A 17,946-nucleotide genomic window follows, 5' to 3' on the forward strand; every position below is an offset into this window, starting at 1 on the left:
TTGGACACTCATAAAAACCTCTTCAGGCGCTCTGCATAAGCTGGGTTCTGTACGCAACAGAACCCAGCTTTTTCAATTTCAAGCTGCGGCGCTCCCGCGGTTCCCCTGCGCTACATGCTTTGAACCATGAAATGGTCGGAAAGTAAGTTCCTATACCCCGGCGTACGATATAGTACAACTTGGTCGGAGTGCAGCATCGTTCCTTTGTCGGCAGGCTTTGTGCAGCATTTTCTCCACCATGTCACTGTTGGCCCTGCGGCTCACGACGTAGGCGACGATTTCGCGGTTGAACAGGTCCACTACCGGTGAGAGATACAGTTTGCCGTCGCTTTGACCAACGCTACATTCTTACAGATTTTCCAAATTTGAGGCGGGTGCGCAAGGAATCCCAAGGATTTCGCTTTTGCCCCTCTGCGTCTGCACGCCGCTTTACCGGCAGCGCCGCCGAGGCGAGCATCAAAAGCACACAAACCCAGAACATGACCTGCAGCTGATTCTTATAGGGTGCATCATAGGTCAAATTCACCTCATATGTTCCTGCGGGCAAAACAGTCTTGATGTATCGCCCCGGTCCGGCAGACAGCGCCATCGCGTGACATTTCTGGGTGTTTTCAGCGTCGCAAAGTTTACCCGTCCAGCCGGTGTAATACGATTCGTTCAGGGCGACCTCGGTTTGATGCTCAACCTCAACCCGGTACGATATCTTGCCGAACCTGCTGTACGAGAGGGGGATGTACTCTAACCCTGCGCAGCGACCTTCCTTGAGACATGCATCGGAAAGATCCGCGAAGGACCCACCCGAAAGCGGCACCACGGCACCGGCAGCGGCATAGAACCGAATAAAGTCATTACCCTTTTCACCTTTGAACGCCTTATGCTGTTCGCGCAGTGCCGAGCTTCCTTGAACATTGGCGTATCCGCTCAGGGAATCGGTGCAGGTGAAGGCGCCTCCCAAGGCAATATTATCGTGGTCCCAGTCTTTGATGGGCTGATCAGAAACACGACGTTCAGGGCGCCGCGTGTAGTTCTGCTCGCACGCCTGGTTTTGGTGCATAAGCTGCGAAATCTCAGCCCCGTAGTGCCCGACCTCAAGCCGTTCACGCGCCGAAGCCCACGTGCTTGTCACCGAGTAGGCGAAATTCAGCCCGGAGGCTACCGACAAGCAAAGCAGCAGGATGCCCAAGGTTCGGGCTGAGCTCTGCCGTGCAAACCGCCATAAACCGTGCGTATAGTTCGTTACAACAACCGCCGTTAGGGCAAAAAGTACCACCGGCACGAGCATCAGCACAAGGCGAGGAACGCTTAGATTCCACGACAGCGATAGGCCGAAAATCACGATGGCGGCAGCAACGATCGAGCATCCCACCAGGATGCGACGGTGCGACACGTCGCCCTCAAAAAGCCGTTTAAGCCCCAGGCTGCCCAAAATAATCATGGTGAGCGGCACGAAGTTTTTGAAATCGTTAATCCAGAAACGGCTCAGGCTCATACCCGGAATATTCCACAGAAGCTTAGGGGCGAAGGTCGCCAGCCCCAACAGCAGAATTGACAGCCCGCCCAGCAGATAGAGCGGCAGGTTACGCCGTGAACGCCACTGCACGAAGGTGAGGGCGAGCAGAAGCGGAATCACGATAAAGAAGGGGCGCATCGCAATATCCGAGCTCATGGCCGGGTTGTCGTACGGGTAAATGAGTGAGGCCAGGTTCGGGAAAGTCAGGTGAATGCGCTGCGGGCTCCAGTCGCGCTGCCCGGTTCCCGACAATAGCGCCGGAACATATTTGACGACGCTCAACGGTACCGCAATGAGGATGCTGACGATGACACGCCATATCCAGGCGCGGCTTCGAGAGACGATCATCCACCCGATGCCCCACCCACCAATGCACACTGCGGCGGCGATAAGCTGCCCCGGATATATACCAACGAAACTCTGCCACAGGATTAAGACCGCAAGCGGAATCCCGTAGCGTTTATGCCACGCCCATAACGGGGATATGACGAGCAGGACCCAGGGCCAGTAGGCGGCGGCACGGTGAAAATCCAGGAATTGGGCGTTTGCAAAGATTGCCGGGGCGAAGAATTGCCCCACGAGGGCGATCAGCGAAACAAGGTGGTGCCCGGTCAGCTGACGGACCAACAGGTACATGCCCACCGCGCCAAGACCCGCGAGCACCGCCGACGTGATAGACGATACCGTAGGGCTCCACGGCGAAATACCGTTTGCGATGCCCTGCGGCAGCACATACGATCCACCCTGAATATTGCTCCCGGCGGGGCGGCCCATCCAGGTGTAGGCAACCCAGTCGGGCGGGTTGAAAATCCCGCCGTTATTCCACCAATAGTAAGAATCTGAGAGGTAGTGGGCATTCGCATCGCCGTTAACCACCGTCAGACGCATGAAGTATGACCAGTAGGTGATAACCTCAAGTGCGATTACAAGGAGTGCAACCTGTATGCCCTGACGCGCGAGAAGGTCACGGATTTTAGTCTTCACGTGCCCCGCCTAGCTGGTGCAGATACTCGGCGAGCGCATCGCGGTGATCACGCGGGGTAAACCCGGCAGCAATAAGTTTTGAAAGATCCAGGGCAGAGTTGGCGGGCCGCGGGGCGAAGACCTGGGCGTTGGCGAAGTATTCCTCAGTGGTGGTGTTGCTTACTCGGGCGGCATCGTGACCGGTGCCGGTGTAGACGGCTCGGGCAAGATCTGCCCAGGTGATAACCTCGCCGCTATTTGACACATGGTAGGTGCCGTAGGGTGCACCGGTAAACAGCAGATGCAGTGCCGCCCCCGCCAAGTCTTGGGTGAAGGTGGGGCGCCCCCACTGATCCGCCACGACGGCAGGATTCACGCCGCGTTCGGCCAGCAATGCCATAGTCGCCACAAAATTTTTGCCCTCGCCGACCACCCAGCTGGTGCGCAGCAGGTAGTGTTTGCGCCACGCGGTCGCGGCGCTCTCCCCCGCTGCCTTGGAGGCGCCATAAACGCTCAGCGGGGCGATGGGATGCTCCACCGAGTATTCCTGCCCTACCGGCAGAGTTCCGTCAAAGACATAGTCGGTGGAAACGTGCACGAGAGGAAGATTCGCTTCTTCGCAGACACTCGCTAGGGCGGCAACTCCGTGGGCGTTGGAGGCCCAGGCTTCGCGGCGCCCCTCGGGGGTTTCGGCGTTATCTACTGCGGTGTAGGCGGCGGCATTGATGATCGCACGGTATGACCGCCAGCGGAAGGCGTTTCGCCATTTTTCGGGGGTTCCAAGGTCGAGCCGGTTACGATCCACCGCCTCGAAAGGGATATTCTGCGCGGTCAGCTGGCGAACGAGTTCACGCCCGAGCTGCCCGCTTGCACCCACAATCAGAAGAGGGTCGGGGGTAAGCGGGGTGATCTCATGTAAGCGCGGGTGTTTGCGATCTTTCTCGGAAAGCTCAGCCTGCGCCAGGTCGATAGGCCAGTCGATGGCGGCGCTTTCATCTGCGAGGTTCAGGAAGCTGTAGGCGGTCAGAGCATCCGCCGACCAATGGTCGTTCACCAGGTAGGTGTAGGCGGTGTTTTCCTCCAGGGTTTGGAAAGCGTTGCCAACCCCTCGCGGAACAAAGATAGCGGTGTCGGGGCCGAGTTCGACGGTCACGACCCGTCCGAAGCTCTCCCCCGCACGCAAGTCTACCCAGGCACCGAAAATTCGGCCGCTCGCCACCGAAACGTATTTATCCCAGGGTTCGGCGTGAATACCGCGTGTGGTTCCTACCGAGGTGTTAAAAGAAATATTATTCTGCACCGGGTCAAAATCGGGCAGACCGGCGGCACGCATTTTCTCACGCTGCCAGTTTTCCTTAAACCAGCCGCGATTATCGCCGTGCACGGGCAGATCGATGACGAGCAGCCCCGGTATATCGGTTGCCCTTACGTTCAATTCTTTCGTCATTTACTGCCCCGCCTTCGCGTATTTAGCCTCAACTTCTGCTTTGAGCGGTTCCCACCAGGAACGGTTATCGGTATACCACGCGATGGTATCGGCAAGACCCACCTCAAAGTCGGTGAACTGCGGTTCCCACCCGAGTTCTTCGCGCAGACGGGTGCCGTCAATGGCATACCGCATATCGTGCCCGGGCCGGTCTATCACATGTTCAAAGTCGTTCTCGTCTTTACCCATGAGGCGAAGAATAGTACGTAGCACGGTAATATTATTCTCCTCACCGTCTGCACCGATGAGGTAGGTCTCACCAATTTTCCCGGATTCAAGGATGCGCAACACCGCCGAAGAATGATCGGATGCGTGAATCCAGTCGCGCACGTTCAGACCCTCGCCGTAGAGCTTAGGGGTCAGCCCCGAGAGGATATTCGTAATCTGCCGGGGAATAAATTTTTCGATGTGCTGATACGGCCCGTAGTTATTCGAGCAGTTCGAGATGGTCGCCTCAATCCCGAAAGAACGCACCCAGGCGCGCACCAGCAGATCCGACCCCGCCTTGGTGGAAGAGTACGGGGATGACGGGTTATAGGGCGTAGTTTCGGTGAACTTTGCGGGATCATCTAGCGCCAAATCACCGAAGACTTCATCGGTCGAGATGTGGTGATAGCGGGTTCCGTGCCTGCGTACCGCCTCCAGCAGGGTAAACGTGCCGACCAGGTTGGTGTGAATAAAAGGTTCTGGGTTCGCCAGGGAGTTATCGTTATGGGATTCTGCGGCGTAATGGATGACTGCATCCGCCTGCGCTACGAGCTCGTCAGTGAGTTCACGGTCTGCAATATCGCCAACCATAAGGTTAAATCTGGTGCCGTCAAGACCACCAAGCGAGGCTTTATTGGCGGCATAGGTCATTTTATCGAGTACTGTAACAGTGTGTTCAGTATTATCCAATAGATAATGAACAAAGTTAGAGCCAATGAATCCGGCACCGCCGGTAACGAGTAAGTGAGACATACTTTAGATTTTAGCGGTCAAAACCGAGTAATTTATACACGGGTTACGAGAGAAACATGACACAATAGATATTATGAAGGGAATTATTCTTGCCGGTGGTACCGGCAGTCGTTTACACCCCATCACTCAGGGTATTAGTAAACAACTCACTCCGGTTTACGATAAACCAATGATTTATTATCCGCTTTCCACTCTTATGCTGGCGGGAATTCGTGACATTCTTATTATCACAACCCCCGAAGATCAAGAACAATTTAGACGTCTTTTAGGGGATGGAACTCGTTTTGGTGTACATTTTGAATATAAAGTGCAACCTTCACCTGATGGTTTAGCCCAAGCATTTATTTTAGGTGCAGATTTCATAGGCGATAATCCCGTTGCACTCGTTCTAGGTGATAATATTTTCTATGGTCCCGGTTTAGGAACCCAGCTTGGAAAATATGAGCAAAAAGACGGTGCAACCGTTTTTGCTTACCAAGTTGCAGACCCGCGCGCCTACGGGGTGGTGGAGTTCGACGAAAATTTTCACGCCGTCTCCATTGAAGAAAAACCGCAGGTACCTAAAAGCGATTACGCTATTCCGGGACTATATTTCTATGACAAACATGTTGTGGAATATGCGCAAAACATTAAACCTTCTCAGCGTGGTGAACTAGAAATTACCGACCTCAATCGTGTATATCTAAAACAGGGTAAACTAAAGGTTGAGGTACTGCCACGAGGTACAGCATGGCTTGATACCGGCACCTTCGATTCACTCGCAGATGCCAGCAACTTTATTCGCACCGTCCAAAAACGTCAGGGACTTTCTATCGGATGCCCTGAAGAAATTGCATGGCGCGCAGGTTGGTTAAGCAATGATGATCTTCACAGTATCGCCACCAAATTCGCCAAAAGCGGTTATGGGGACTATCTGATGCACCTGCTCAAATAGTCACAAAAAACTCACTGCCCCGCACGGGGTTCACCACTCAAACTCAACACTCTGGAGCAATTTCAGAAATGACAATTTTAGATTTTGTGCGCACCACAAGAGCCAATCTCTTGTTGCTCATTGCTGGCATCGTAATCGGTGCCATCGCAGGGCTCGGCTATTCCCTGCTACAGCCTAAAGTTTATGCCGCCAGCGCCTCCGGGTACGTGACCGTCGGTCAGAGTGGCACTATTGACGTACTATCCGGCTCAAACGCCGCAAAAGAACGTGCCCGCTCATACTCGGCAATCGTTTCATCAGAAGCCGTCGCCAAGATCATTCAGGAACAGAACTCTGACCTGAGCATCGGGACGATTCGCGGCAGCCTGAGCGCAACTACCGAAGAAAACAGCTCACTCATTAAGGTGCGGGCGACCGCTTCCAGCCCTGAGCAGGCACGGGTTTTGGCGAATTCGGCGCTTCACGCCACCGCTCAGTACATCGAAAATATTGAGAAGAATGGTTCGGGGAACAACAGTACCGCTACCCCCACGCCTGCTGGGGAGGAAAACCAAGAAAGCGCTCAGAACAAGGTTTCTTCAACCAACCCGTCCGATACCACCAATACCCTGATTCGTGTGATCCCGCTGGATAACGCCAGCGTGAACCCGCCTCTCGTATCGCCCAACTACATGCAGAACGGCCTCATCGGTGCCGGTGCCGGGCTGGTGCTCGTGTACCTGGCGATCTTCCTGCGCCGTTCCGTGGACCAGCGCATCCGCACTCGTGACGATGCCATTAAGGCGACAAACAGCAATATTCTGGGTGTGCTGCCCGTCAGCGATGACCTGGCGGAAGAAAATATCGTGCACGCCAGCAACGATGACCATATTGCCCACGAATCTATCCGTCAGCTGCGCACGAACCTGCGCTTTGTGAATATCGATAACCCGCCGAGCTCCTTCATTGTGACCTCCGCAGTTCCTGGCGAGGGTAAGTCTACGGTCTCGCTGGCGGTGGCGCGCTCTATGGCAAGCTCGGGGCAGCCGGTCATTCTGATCGACGCCGACCTGCGCCGTCCCACCGTCGCGAAGAAACTGCACATTAACGCCAAAATTGGTTTGACGCAGGTTCTTGCCGGTCAGGTTGATATTGCTGAGGCCGTGCACCAGGTAGAGGATTCCAAGCTCTTTGTGCTTCCCGCCGGGCGTATTCCCCCGAACCCTTCCGAATTGTTGGGTTCCGACAAGATGCGCCAGCTTATCGAAGAGCTCTCCAAGGAATTCCTGGTGATCGTGGATGCTCCCCCGCTGCTGCCGGTGACCGACGCATCGCTGCTCTCCCACGCCGTGGATGGCGTGATTATGGTCGGTACCGTGGGCAAGAGCCACCGCGAGCAGATGACCGAGGCTGTTGCCGTGCTGGAGCGTGTGAATTCACACCTCTTCGGCGTGGTACTCAATAAGGCTCCGCGTAAGGGCTTGGGCAATTCCTACTATGGATTTGGTTACGCCAATAGTTATGTAGGTTATGCCAGCTACTACGGTTATTCCAAGGATGGTAAAAAGAAAGTTTCTTCCGGCGCGCACGGAGCTTAAAAAAATTTCTGAATCAGATTCTTGAGTATAAGGGCGGGAAAATAGGTGGACTATTTTTCCCGCCCTTATACTCAAAGGTTTTCGTTGTGTGAAAGGATATCGTGCACACTACACCACAGCACAAACCTGGTACGCCGCTCAAGGCGCGTATTATGCTGGCGCACGCCTACTTTCAAAGGCTCGCGGATCTTCACGGAATAGATATTTTACATATCAAAGGATATGCGTTTAATTCCGAAATTTTTAAACCTGATAGACATAGCACCGATGCAGACCTTTTAGTACGGCCTTCTCATGTCGATACTTTTGTTCACATACTTTTAGCTGATGGCTGGAGTATTCAGGCGCATTTTGACACTGGATCCGTTTTTGAACATGCAATGACGCTTTATCACGAATCCTGGGGTCTCACCGATATTCACCGTTTCTTTCCGGGGCTCGGAAAAGATCCCGAACGTGTTTTTCAGCAGCTCTGGGCGGCACACATGCAGCGCGAGATAGCGCACCGCTCCTGTGCCGTGCCTTCAGTACTCGATTCCCGGCTGATTGTGGTACTGCACCGCGCTAGGGCTAGTTCCGCCTATAACCCGGATCTTGAGTATCTGCGCGATATTCTCGACTCCTACGACTGGGCTAAACTGCGCGAACGTGCTGCCGAATTGGATTCTTCTCTCGCCTACTCCGCCGCAATGGGTGGCTTAGAGGCATACCGTCACGAACGTGACTACCTGCTGTGGAAGTCGGTTTCCACGCAGGTGCCAAGCTATATTCAATGGATGGGCAGGCTGCGGTCGGCGCGTGGATTCGCCGAGAAAATACGCACGCTCAAGAATATTTTTATGGTCAATCAGGATCATTTGGCGATGGAACTGGGGCATAAACCAACACGCGCTGAGATTCGCACTAGGTTCTTTGAGCGTTTCGGGTTGGGAGGCGGTTCCCGATGAGCCCTAATACCGCACCGGTGAGGTACCGCATCCCGGAGTACGTTGCTTTCGTACACGCTGAGGAGATCTCCGAATACGCTTCTGTCACGACGTATCTTGCCGACACACGGACCGCGCAGGTTTCGGTGTTGGAGGGGTCAGCATCTATTATTTGGGGTATTTTTGAGGAGCCGTTTTCCCTGCCCGAGGCCCTTGAGCTGATCGCCGAGCTTACCGAGCAGAACCCCGAGGATATTCGCGGGGAGGTTGAGGATTTTGTGCATCAGCTAGTCGAAGACGAACTGCTGGAAGCCGTCTAACCCGCCCTACCCCACTATACGAAGAGCCTTGAGAGTAAAGATAATTTACTCTCAAGGCTCTTCGTATAGCCCCCGGCGAACCGAGTCTACGCGCCTGAGGACGAGGATGCAGTAAGCTCATCAACCGCCTGGCGGATTTCGTCGATAAAACGTTCCTCGCTAAAACGCGCGATGTAGTTCTTAATCGCCTGCTTATCCCACTCTTCGGGGTTGAACTTCCGTATCGCCGCCTCAATCTGTTCCGAGGTCGGCTGCTCAATAAACACGCCGTTGAGGCCTTCGCGGATGGTATCGAGGTACCCGCCCGCGCGGTATGCGATCACCGGTTTTCCACTGGCACCAGCCTCCAGCGGAGTAATCCCGAAGTCTTCATGAGATACCGCGAGAAGTGCCAGACAATGCCGGTAGGCAGAGCACAGCTGCTCATCGGAAATCCCGGAAATAATGCGCACATTGGGCCCCGAGAGTTTGAGAAGCTTATCTTTTTCGGGTCCATGCCCGATAATCAACAGCTTCTTACCCGCTCGATTGCACGCCTTAATCGCCTCATCCACGTTCTTATAGGACATCAGGCGCGACACCAGCAGAAAGTAGTCTCCCGCAGCTGTGAATTCCTGCAGACCCGCGATCGGTTCTTCCACGCGGGTTGCACCCCCGGAGTAAGGCGGGAAAATAATGGGTACGTCTTTGCCGTACACCCGCGAAATACGTTCCTGAATGGCGGTCGAGTTCGCCACGTAATGTTCCGACCGTGCCGCCGCGCGCTGATCCCAGAACCGCAGCAGCGGGTTTATCACCCGTAACCCCACCCCAATCACACTGTTCTTTTTCTCGTCGCCCAGGTATTGGTCGCGCAGGTACAGCCAACGCGCCGGGGAATGGCAGTACACCAGTTTCTCGCCGGTGAATTTGAACCCGTGCGCCCATCCCGTGGTCGAAACCACCGCAACGTGCGCCGGAACTTTCAGGCAGGATGCGGTCAGCGGCAGCAGCGGCAGCGCCAGCCGGTGGTAGCGCCGCAGCAATCCCACCCGATTGAGCGGACTGGTGATGATAGTCGCATCCTCAAATTCGGGGAAAGTACCTTCAGGATTGTAGAGGGTCGTGTAGATAGGGGCCTCAGGGAACGCCCGGTGTAGGGCCAGAACAACCCGCTCCGCCCCACCGCGCTGCGTCAGATAGTCGTGAGCGATAGCGAGCCGAGGGGCGGTGACAGAACCCGTATCTACCGAGCCTGCAGACCGAGATTCCGCCGATGTCGGGATTTTTTTCGAGGCCAAAGAACGAATGTGAGCGGATGCGCCGCGCCAGGATTGTGCTACTCGATTCAGCATTAGAACACCTTCCGTGCACGCTGCGGGTACTTCACGCCAGCGTAGGATGCAGCCTCCACCTGCAGCGCCACCAACTTTTCGGCGATCTTCGCGGGAAATTTTAGCAGTACCGCATCGAGAGTATTGCCTATCCGCCGGATATTTGCCTCGGTACTGACCGCCGCGAGAGCCTTCACCGCGGCGCCCCAGAGCCCGGCAGGGTTGGGAGCCGCATGCGCATCTTCGCCGTGTTTACGCACGAAAATGGTGCGCGCACTGCCCGCGTGCAGGGCACGAAGGGCTCGCACGGCGGTCGTGGTCGCCTCAGCATAATGCTTCGTTTCAACCACATCGGAAATTATGATTTTCCCGCTGGCATCAGCGATCATCTTACCCAGATCGACGTCTTCCCAGCCGTAAAGACGATAGGCGGGATCGAAGCCGCCGATAGTTCGGTACAGCTCTGCCGAGACGGACGAGTTTCCATTCCAATAGTGCCAACGCTCGGATTCGGGTGTGCGCAAAGCCGCTTCCTTAAACTTTGCATCGCGGTAGGTTCCGTACACCTGAGAGTAAGCGGTCTTGGGGAAAATATTGTTCAGGGTGCCGATCACCCCGTCATAGTCGCGGTGTAAGCGAAGGTGGTTCGCCACATAGTCGGGACCGGGTTCCAGGTCGTCGTCGCAGCGAATCAAAATATCTGCATCCGCCGCATTATGCCCGGCGTTGAGAGCCGCCACACGCCCAAGATTTTCGGGGAACACAATCTTCGTGAGGTTCAAGGTTCCGCGGGCGATATAGTCGTCAACAACTTTTTCGCTCTGGTCGATGTCACCATCGAGGACAACGATAACTTGAAAGTCTCGTTCCGTCTGAGCAGAAAGCGCGTCTAAGGGATAGTGTAAAACCCCTGCTCCACCCCGCGACGGGATGATGACGGCTGCTTGATAGTGAGCCATAAACTGTCCTGTAGTTGTGAGAGTGAGTATTTGGCGGGAACAAGCGTGGGCATAGCGAATGCACTAGAGATATTTCTCTAAAAGGTGGCGAACTCGTTCTCTGCCTGAGTCGGGTGAATATAGTTCCTGCCAGCGCCAAAATGCCGCAGAAACAATGTCATTAAGAATATCAGATTCTTGATAGAAAGCCTGAGTTAAATGTCGAATCTTTTCAACGAGGGCCGAGGGATCCTGGGCAGGGTAAATATACGGGTAGTCCTCCCCCACGACTTCGGGAAGGGCACCCGCATCGCTGACGATCACCGGCACGCGGGCACTCATCGCTTCCGCAGCGACCAGCCCAAAGGATTCTGGGGCTTGCGAGGGCACTACCAGCATATCGACCGTGTCGAAGAGCTTTTGCGGGGTGCTCCAACCGAGACGGTCGGTGTAGCGCTCAATGTTTTCAAGGGCACGGGATACTTCACGCTCTTCCTCTGCAGAGGCAAAGACGGGCGCTCCGGCAACCACGAGGCGGTATTCGGGGACGGTAACAGTACTGTTGAGGCGCTCGATCGCCTGGCAGAGGACGCCAACCCCTTTGGAAGGTGTGAGTCTGCCGAGGTAGCCAATGCGTACCACCCCGGGGACAGTGGACTTCGCCAGCGAGAGGGGGACTTCCTGCGCCCAATTGGGGAAGACGGTCGCACCGGGTACGGATGCCGCAACATACTCGCTGGGAACGAGGGTTTGAAGGGCCTTTTTACGAGCGAACGGTACTAATTTAGCGTTGGTACCCGTCGGCAGCTGATGTAGGTGCACGATGCGCCCTGCCCGTCCCCCGGTAGCGGCGGCAGGAACCAGCCCGTTACACCACAGGAGCGCATCCCGATGCGCCCGGTGCCAGAGCCGCAGCTGAACCATATACTGCATGCGCGTTTTAGCGGGCAGTACGATGCGTGTGAACCCTTCGTCGGCGGCCGCTTCAATGAGATCCGGCGGGTTTGCCGGACCGATGATGACAACCTGGTACCCCAGCCCTCGCGCCGCCCGCGCGATATTCAGGAGCATGACTTCGCCCCCACCTATATCGCCGTTATTGGTGGCTAGGTAGAGTTCTTTACTCATCTCGGGTGTATCTTTCTAGGTTTTCGGTACCGATATGCCAATTATCATAAGTGAATAGTCAAACATTTGGCGATGGTTCTAGGAGTTTTTGATCCGGTTCGTAATATAGGCGGTGATTTTTTCGGGTGATTTTGGCATTTCGATACGCCGGTCTACCCCCACGAAGTTTTCCGCCTCATACCCCGGCATGCCAAGTTCTCTGTTCCGGGCGATGGCGCCCGCGCGAACCGCATAGGCCATGACAATTGCCCAGGTAAAGGTGTAGAAGACCTCGCCCAGGCTCAAACCACAGACGAGCAGAGCTATCGCTGCGCCCTGTCCCACTCTTTCTTCGACGGTCCAGGAGGTTTTTGAGACGAAGATGCGCATCCCCACGATAATCGTGATAGCGATGACGAAAACTGTCCAAACCCAGCCACCCTCGGTACGAAGCACTAGATAGGAGTTGTGATACACCCAGTTCCTATCCTGCAGGGGCGCGTAGGCTTCTCCGAGTCCGCTTCCAAAGAACCCCGCAGTTTCGGCTTTCTCCTGTGCCACCGCATCAATACGTTCACGAAGCATATCGGAACCCACACGCGAGGCAAACTGCCCTACCTGGGCATAGTCTGTGGCGAGCGTCTGCACAAGCGCCCAGACCCCACCCAACAGGAACATCCTCACCATAAAGTTGAATCGGGAAGCGAGCAGTACCCACAGCACGCCTACCAGGTACGCCGTAATGGAGGTACGCGAGTTCGTTAGCCACACCACCGAAGTTCCGAGCACGAAGGCGAAAATACGCTCGGGCATAGTGCGCATAATAGCGAAAGCGAGTACACCGAAGATAGCGTACGCCAGGCCCGCATAGTTTTTATCGTGAAGGAAACCCACTAGAACGTTGCCGTCCGAGCGCTCGGTAATTCCCAGATAGAAGGCGGGAACGTTGATCAAAAGCGCCGTGAGGTATCCGGCTATGGCGGACCTAAAATGCAACCGCCCCTCGGCAAGATTCCACATCAAAATGGTGGTGAAGATCATGCGAACTAAGCGTTGTCGCCAGTCGAAAGCATCAGCACTGGCGGTATGCATAAGCGATACGAACATCATGTAGACCAAGCCCAGCCACATAATAGTTTTCAGAGATTTAAACCTGCCAAGTTCGTACTGTGCAGGCTTGGTAAGCCCATAGAGTGCGCCGATAACCACGGCAATCTGGCTGAGGGGCTGGTTAATGACCGGCAGCACGGTAGCGAACACCATGGCACCGAAAATTACGAATTCGGGTATGCGCAGCTGATTGCTGTTGTCCCGCACATAGTCACCGCTCTTTTTGAGCCCGTGACTAACGCGCGCAGAAAGGTTTGCGCTATCGTTCCGGTGCTGCGAGCTAGGCGATAGCGATGTTCCTAGGTGAGTGCTCATGCTAGTCCTTGATGCTTTTGTGTTTGAGTGTAGAGTTCTGCGATCTGCGCCGTCATCTCGGCGTTGGTTACCCACGTCCATGCTGAAGGGGCCGAGGCTTCACAGTTCCGCATAAGAGCTTCTAAAACGCTATCACAGAATGCGTTCTGGCGGCGGTTAACAAGCTCGTTGGGGGCAAGAATTTCGGGGTTTCCGCCCACGTTGGTTGCCACGGTTTTTAATCCGGCGGCTTTAGCGTCCAAGAGCGTATAAGAACAGTTCTCCCAGAGGGATAGCTGAACCACCATATCGCTGCGGCCCATCGCTTCTAGGGGATCGACGAACCCGCTGAAGGTTACGGCATCGCTGATATGCAGCTCCCGCACCTGCTGCGCCAGGGTATCGGCGAGGTCACCTTCCCCCGCGATTTCAAGGTGCGCCTTGGGGTACACGGTGCGCAGCTGGGCGAATGCTTCTATCAGCACGTCAATACCTTTTTCGGGCGAGAGCCGTGAGAGCGAGAGGATGCGCGGCGCATCCGGTTCGGTCGGCACGCGATGCTTATGTACGGCGGCGCGCAGCCGGGGTGCATCCACCCCGTTATAGATGATGCTCACTCTGCGAGCGCCCCATTTACGGCGCATCTGCTCGGCGGTAGAGCGCGAGACGGCAATAGCCGCATTGGTGCCCCACAGACGCACCCGGTGCACCTGTTCCATGAGCTTAGAACGCCAGGAGGTGCCGTGATAGACGGCATCATCCCCCGCGATTCCGTGCTCGGTAGTGATGAGCGTGGGAACGGTCAGTGACCGGCTGGCAAGCCGCCGCATCTTGAGGGAGTTGACGACGGCGGCGGCGATAACATCCGCATAGGCAAGGTGACTGTGCACGATAGCGGGCTTCTCTCGTTCAATCACGTGTGCGAGCGAGGCGAACGAGGTTCTAAAACCGCGGCTCGGTCCGAAGGGTACGGCGTGAACGGGAATATTAAGCTCGCGAAGACGCTCGGTGAGTTTTCCCTCGGGCGCGCAGACAACCAGGCGATACCCGGGAATACCGGTTCGGGCGACGTCAAGAACATGTCGCGCCACTCCCCCGAAGTCGGGAACCGGAACGACCCAGAGCGCGGTCAAAGTCGTGGCTGTACTCATGCCCTCACCAGCTTTCGTATCAGAACGTTACGCAGAGCGGCAGAAACTCGTGTCTCAACCGTACTATGCACGCACCACGCCCAGAGTAGAACCAGCGCGAGAGCCAATATGCGCGCGCCCCACGCCCCCGCCCAGGGGTAGAACATATCGATCAGCATATAGCCAAGCATCGCGTGCCCCAGATACAGGGGGTACGATATTGTGCCGAGCGCGTGCAAGGGTCCGCGCGCCAAAAACGGCACGTGGCGCACATAGATAACGGCGAAAAACACCGCACATATGATGGCGACTCCCACCCCGTGGGCGCTATCGTGCATGAGGAAGGCATTAATGGAGGCCGCCGCGGCGCAATACGGCATCAGCCAGGTAAACCTGCGGTCGTGGCTGTACATAAAGAACACCATGCCCAGACTAAACAAAGCCGCATGCTCGGCAACTACGCCCCACACCAGCATTTTGGGGGCACCCGTCAGGGACGCCTCCGGGTGAAATATGCAGCAGATGAGCAGCCCTAAGGTTGTCCAACAAAAAATACCGATCGTGATCTCGCGGCGATATATTTTTCCGCGCCGCACAGCCAGGTAAAGCCCCATGAGCAGGTAGAACTGTAACTCGATGGCGAGCGTCCAATACACTTGATCGACATTATCGACCAGCATAAAACGCTGCATCATTGTCGCGTTAACCAGGGTTTGCGCCACCGTAATATCCCTGCCGGGATTACCGTAGAGAAAATACACAGCCGCAGCAACCGCAAGCGCTAACCAGTAGGTTGGGTACAGACGGGCGAAACGCGAAATACCAAATTTTAGGGCGGAACCGCTTTTGATAGCGCTCAACAAAATCACGTACCCCGAGATGATGAAGAAAAGCTGCACCCCTAGTTCTCCGAGCGGAATAGAGTACGGTTCGGGGGCGGTGCGCGGGTAGTTCTGCACGGCGGGGTACCCGAAATGGTAGGCCACAACGGCCAGTGCCGCTATTCCGCGCAGCCCGTCGAGTTCGCTAAATCGTCCGGGGGTGATGAAGCTGTTATCGAGTACTTCTCCGGGTTTTCGGGTGTGTTGAACGGTCCTTGGTGGTGTCACGAAACCGACCTACAGCCACTTTTCGAGGCGGTCTAGGGCGGTGAAGAAGCCTTCGCCGTTGTTGATATGCCCCTGCCAGATTTCGGGGATGAACGATGCTTTCGGCGCCAGCTCGCGCAGCTGCTTGCCCAGTGCAGCCCAATCGACATCGCCTTCGCCTACCTGCACGCCTTCGCCATCTACGCCGATACCATCGACGAGGTGCAGGTGAATGGAGTGCGGTGCCAGCTGTGCTACCGCTTCCGACAGCGGAATTTTGAGGAAGTTGCATGCGAGCATGGTGTGTGAAATGTCCAGGCAGAGCGCACTGTCGTAGGCGCGCGCGAATTCGGCGGTATCCTGCGGGTCAAGGAAGAGGTTGTGGTACTGCTGCCCGCCCATCAGCCAGGGGTAGGGCGGCAGAGTCTGTGCCGCTAGGCGCACTCCGGCGGTATCCAGCCGTCCCAGGGCTTCGCCGATGCGCTCGTACTTTGCGGCACGGGCGCTCGCCGGGATGTGCTTATCTTTGGTGAAGCCGCCCATCGTGACGACCATAACGGGGTCTTCGTCCACCGTAAAGTAGCGGGTCAAATCGCGGGTAATGTCGATGGTGCGCTGCACCTCGGCGATGGAGCGTTCCCAGACTTCGGGGTCGCGGGAAGCCAGATCGACCAGGAAGTCCCCGGCGAAGAGGTCAGGCAGGTGGGTCGTGAAGCTCATGGGCAGTTTCTTCTCAAAGACCTCGTCAATGTTGATATCAAGGTCTTTGTAGGAGAAGTGAAATTCGAGGAAATCCGGTGTTGCCTCTTCAATCAGAGGTTTGTAGTCGTGGTACCGTACCGGCAGACCCCAGGGGCGTTCAAAGGTGAAGTCGCGGCGGGTTACGAGGTCATCCTTCAGATCGCCCTCAAAAAAGAACGACCCTTCTTCAACGTCGCGTTGGATAGTACGCCCGAGCAGCTGCGGCAGGTAGTTTGGCTGCAGGCCGCGGCCGGGTGACTTGACGGTCACATCCGCCTCGGTGATTACCTCACCTTTGGCAATGCTGCGGGTCGCAACCAGTGATTTGGCCAGGTTCACGCGGTTCATCAGTTCACCGGTGGAAACCTCGCGGGGCGCGGCCGTGCCGATGGATTCCTCAATGTCACGAATCTGCCGCACCATCGCCGCGAACTCTTCGGGCAGCAGCGATACGGTGTGATCGTTGCCTTCCAGGGTTTTATCGTTCGTGAAATGCTTCTCGATAATCTTCGCACCGCGCGCAACAGCGGCCACGGGCACATGGTAGCCGCGTTCATGCCCGGAATAGCCAACCAGGCATTGGCCGATCTCGGCGAGACGGTCCATATACGCCAGGTTCACGTCTTTGAAGGGTGCCGGGTAGGTGGATTGGCATTGCAGCAAGGCGTAGGATGCGCCCGCCTTGCGCAGCAGGTTCACCGAGTCCAGGATTTCTTCTTCGCGGCTCATACCGGTGGATACCAGCATGGGCAGCCCGCGCGATGCAACATCGCGCAGCAGTTCGTGGTTCGTCAGGTCTGCGGAAGCGATCTTCATGCCCGCAATACCGTAATCGACGAGCGCCTGCACGGAAGGCGCATCCCAGGGGGTGCACAAAATATCCAGGCCATGCTCCTTAACGTGGTCGAATACCTCGTACATTTGCTCAACGCTCAACGAGAACCGGGAGAGCAGATCCAGGGTGTACTGCACGCCCAAATCTTCGCCCGCGGTGGAGCCGCCGCGCTGGCGGTAGAGCGCATCCAGATCGCGCAGCTGGAATTTCACGGCGTCCGCACCGGATTCCACCGCGAGGTCCACCAGCTCTTTCGCGAAGTCTACGCTCCCCTGGTGGTTATTGCCGATCTCGGCGATGATGAAGGCGGGCGCATCCTCGCTGATGGTGTGTTTTCCGATGCGCAGCACGTTCTGTTCGTCCATCGCCAACGCCACCAGATGGCCGCGTTCGTCAATAAGCGGAATATGCTCGATACCGCGCGCGAAATAGCCGCGCAAAGATTCGGGGTCGCTATCGGCGGGAGCGGTCTGCGGGTTCGTATTCGCCGCCGCCAGTGCGCTGGTCTCTAGGGATGCGGTGGGGTTGGCGATCAGCCAGCGTCTGAAGTCCCCATCCGAGAGCGAACCGCGCAAAATGCCGGATTCATTGACTAAAAAGATGATGCGCTGACCGTTGGCAGAAATTTTGTGAAGCGCAGTCAGAATCGGGTCTTCAGCGAAGACCACATAGGGCGCGATATTACGTTCGATAATCACGGTTTATGATGCTTTC

General features: G+C 56.1%; 14 protein-coding genes and 1 pseudogene. 4 read left to right on the forward strand and 11 right to left on the reverse strand.

The annotated features are described in order from the left end of the window. Positions 1-150: 150 nt before the first annotated feature. From HMPREF2958_RS11225 to rfbB, 4 genes and pseudogenes are all read right to left on the reverse strand, one after another. Positions 151-321 (reverse strand): annotated as a pseudogene (locus tag HMPREF2958_RS11225) (DDE-type integrase/transposase/recombinase); the annotation flags it as partial. Positions 322-340: 19 nt separating this feature from the next. Next, the gene (locus HMPREF2958_RS00045) at positions 341-2,494 is read right to left on the reverse strand and encodes a Tat (twin-arginine translocation) pathway signal sequence (RefSeq protein ID WP_070695752.1); all 2,154 of its coding nucleotides are present in this window, start codon (positions 2,492-2,494) and stop codon (positions 341-343) included. Next, a complete protein-coding gene (gene rfbD, locus HMPREF2958_RS00050) occupies positions 2,484-3,920 on the reverse strand; it encodes a dTDP-4-dehydrorhamnose reductase (RefSeq protein WP_070695753.1) in 1,437 nt (478 codons plus the stop codon). The genes HMPREF2958_RS00045 and rfbD overlap by 11 nt, the downstream gene beginning before the upstream one ends. Further along, a complete protein-coding gene (gene rfbB / locus HMPREF2958_RS00055; protein WP_070695754.1) occupies positions 3,921-4,919 on the reverse strand; it encodes a dTDP-glucose 4,6-dehydratase in 999 nt (332 codons plus the stop codon). Between the two features lie 73 nt (positions 4,920-4,992). Here rfbB and rfbA point away from each other — a divergent pair, with 73 nt between their 5' ends. From rfbA to HMPREF2958_RS00075, 4 genes are all read left to right on the forward strand, one after another. Then, entirely contained in the window at positions 4,993-5,853 is an 861-nt protein-coding gene (gene rfbA, locus HMPREF2958_RS00060) for a glucose-1-phosphate thymidylyltransferase RfbA (protein ID WP_070695755.1), read from the forward strand. Positions 5,854-5,921: 68 nt separating this feature from the next. Then, on the forward strand, positions 5,922-7,430 hold the full coding sequence (locus HMPREF2958_RS00065; protein ID WP_004006130.1) for a tyrosine-protein kinase domain-containing protein: 1,509 nt from the start codon (positions 5,922-5,924) through the stop codon (positions 7,428-7,430). Between the two features lie 101 nt (positions 7,431-7,531). Further along, positions 7,532-8,377 carry a nucleotidyltransferase family protein gene (locus HMPREF2958_RS00070; RefSeq protein ID WP_246827957.1) on the forward strand — a complete coding sequence of 282 codons (846 nt, stop codon included), beginning with the start codon at positions 7,532-7,534 and terminating at the stop codon, positions 8,375-8,377. Then, complete coding sequence (locus tag HMPREF2958_RS00075) at positions 8,374-8,676, forward strand: PqqD family protein (protein WP_070695756.1); 303 nt, start codon at positions 8,374-8,376, stop codon at positions 8,674-8,676. The genes HMPREF2958_RS00070 and HMPREF2958_RS00075 overlap by 4 nt, the downstream gene beginning before the upstream one ends. Positions 8,677-8,762: 86 nt before the next feature. Here the strand turns inward: HMPREF2958_RS00075 and HMPREF2958_RS00080 are convergent, their stop codons facing one another. The 7 genes from HMPREF2958_RS00080 to HMPREF2958_RS00110 form a co-directional block, all read right to left on the reverse strand. Beyond that, positions 8,763-10,010: a glycosyltransferase gene (locus HMPREF2958_RS00080; RefSeq protein WP_070695757.1), complete on the reverse strand. Its 1,248-nt coding sequence runs from the start codon at positions 10,008-10,010 to the stop codon at positions 8,763-8,765. Beyond that, entirely contained in the window at positions 10,010-10,948 is a 939-nt protein-coding gene (locus HMPREF2958_RS00085; RefSeq protein WP_070695758.1) for a glycosyltransferase family 2 protein, read from the reverse strand. The genes HMPREF2958_RS00080 and HMPREF2958_RS00085 overlap by 1 nt, the downstream gene beginning before the upstream one ends. Positions 10,949-11,011: 63 nt before the next feature. Then, positions 11,012-12,055 carry a glycosyltransferase family 4 protein gene (locus HMPREF2958_RS00090; protein ID WP_070695759.1) on the reverse strand — a complete coding sequence of 348 codons (1,044 nt, stop codon included), beginning with the start codon at positions 12,053-12,055 and terminating at the stop codon, positions 11,012-11,014. A gap of 78 nt (positions 12,056-12,133) precedes the next feature. Then, entirely contained in the window at positions 12,134-13,459 is a 1,326-nt protein-coding gene (locus HMPREF2958_RS00095; RefSeq protein WP_070695760.1) for an O-antigen ligase family protein, read from the reverse strand. Further along, positions 13,456-14,589, reverse strand: coding sequence for a glycosyltransferase (locus HMPREF2958_RS00100; protein ID WP_070695761.1), 1,134 nt, complete (start codon positions 14,587-14,589; stop codon positions 13,456-13,458). The genes HMPREF2958_RS00095 and HMPREF2958_RS00100 overlap by 4 nt, the downstream gene beginning before the upstream one ends. Beyond that, positions 14,586-15,677 (reverse strand): acyltransferase family protein, encoded by a 1,092-nt coding sequence (locus tag HMPREF2958_RS00105; protein WP_070695762.1) that lies wholly within the window; start codon positions 15,675-15,677, stop codon positions 14,586-14,588. Before HMPREF2958_RS00105 ends, HMPREF2958_RS00100 begins: the two co-directional genes overlap by 4 nt. Before the next feature lie 9 nt (positions 15,678-15,686). Further along, positions 15,687-17,930 (reverse strand): N-acetylneuraminate synthase family protein, encoded by a 2,244-nt coding sequence (locus HMPREF2958_RS00110; protein ID WP_070695763.1) that lies wholly within the window; start codon positions 17,928-17,930, stop codon positions 15,687-15,689. Positions 17,931-17,946: the final 16 nt, after the last annotated feature.

The sequence above is a fragment of the Rothia sp. HMSC036D11 genome, from assembly GCF_001814205.1.
GTDB lineage: Bacteria > Actinomycetota > Actinomycetes > Actinomycetales > Micrococcaceae > Rothia > Rothia dentocariosa.

Bases quoted from the DNA above. Each gene is read 5' to 3' on its own strand.
- rfbA (WP_070695755.1), top strand. From the start codon at position 4,993: ATGAAGGGAATTATTCTTGCCGGTGGTACCGGCAGTCGTTTACACCCC.
- HMPREF2958_RS00100 (WP_070695761.1), bottom strand. From the start codon at position 14,589: ATGAGTACAGCCACGACTTTGACCGCGCTCTGGGTCGTTCCGGTTCCC.
- HMPREF2958_RS00085 (WP_070695758.1), bottom strand. From the start codon at position 10,948: ATGGCTCACTATCAAGCAGCCGTCATCATCCCGTCGCGGGGTGGAGCA.
- rfbB (WP_070695754.1), bottom strand. From the start codon at position 4,919: ATGTCTCACTTACTCGTTACCGGCGGTGCCGGATTCATTGGCTCTAAC.
- HMPREF2958_RS00095 (WP_070695760.1), bottom strand. From the start codon at position 13,459: ATGAGCACTCACCTAGGAACATCGCTATCGCCTAGCTCGCAGCACCGG.
- HMPREF2958_RS00075 (WP_070695756.1), top strand. From the start codon at position 8,374: ATGAGCCCTAATACCGCACCGGTGAGGTACCGCATCCCGGAGTACGTT.
- HMPREF2958_RS00080 (WP_070695757.1), bottom strand. From the start codon at position 10,010: ATGCTGAATCGAGTAGCACAATCCTGGCGCGGCGCATCCGCTCACATT.
- HMPREF2958_RS00090 (WP_070695759.1), bottom strand. From the start codon at position 12,055: ATGAGTAAAGAACTCTACCTAGCCACCAATAACGGCGATATAGGTGGG.
- HMPREF2958_RS00065 (WP_004006130.1), top strand. From the start codon at position 5,922: ATGACAATTTTAGATTTTGTGCGCACCACAAGAGCCAATCTCTTGTTG.
- rfbD (WP_070695753.1), bottom strand. From the start codon at position 3,920: ATGACGAAAGAATTGAACGTAAGGGCAACCGATATACCGGGGCTGCTC.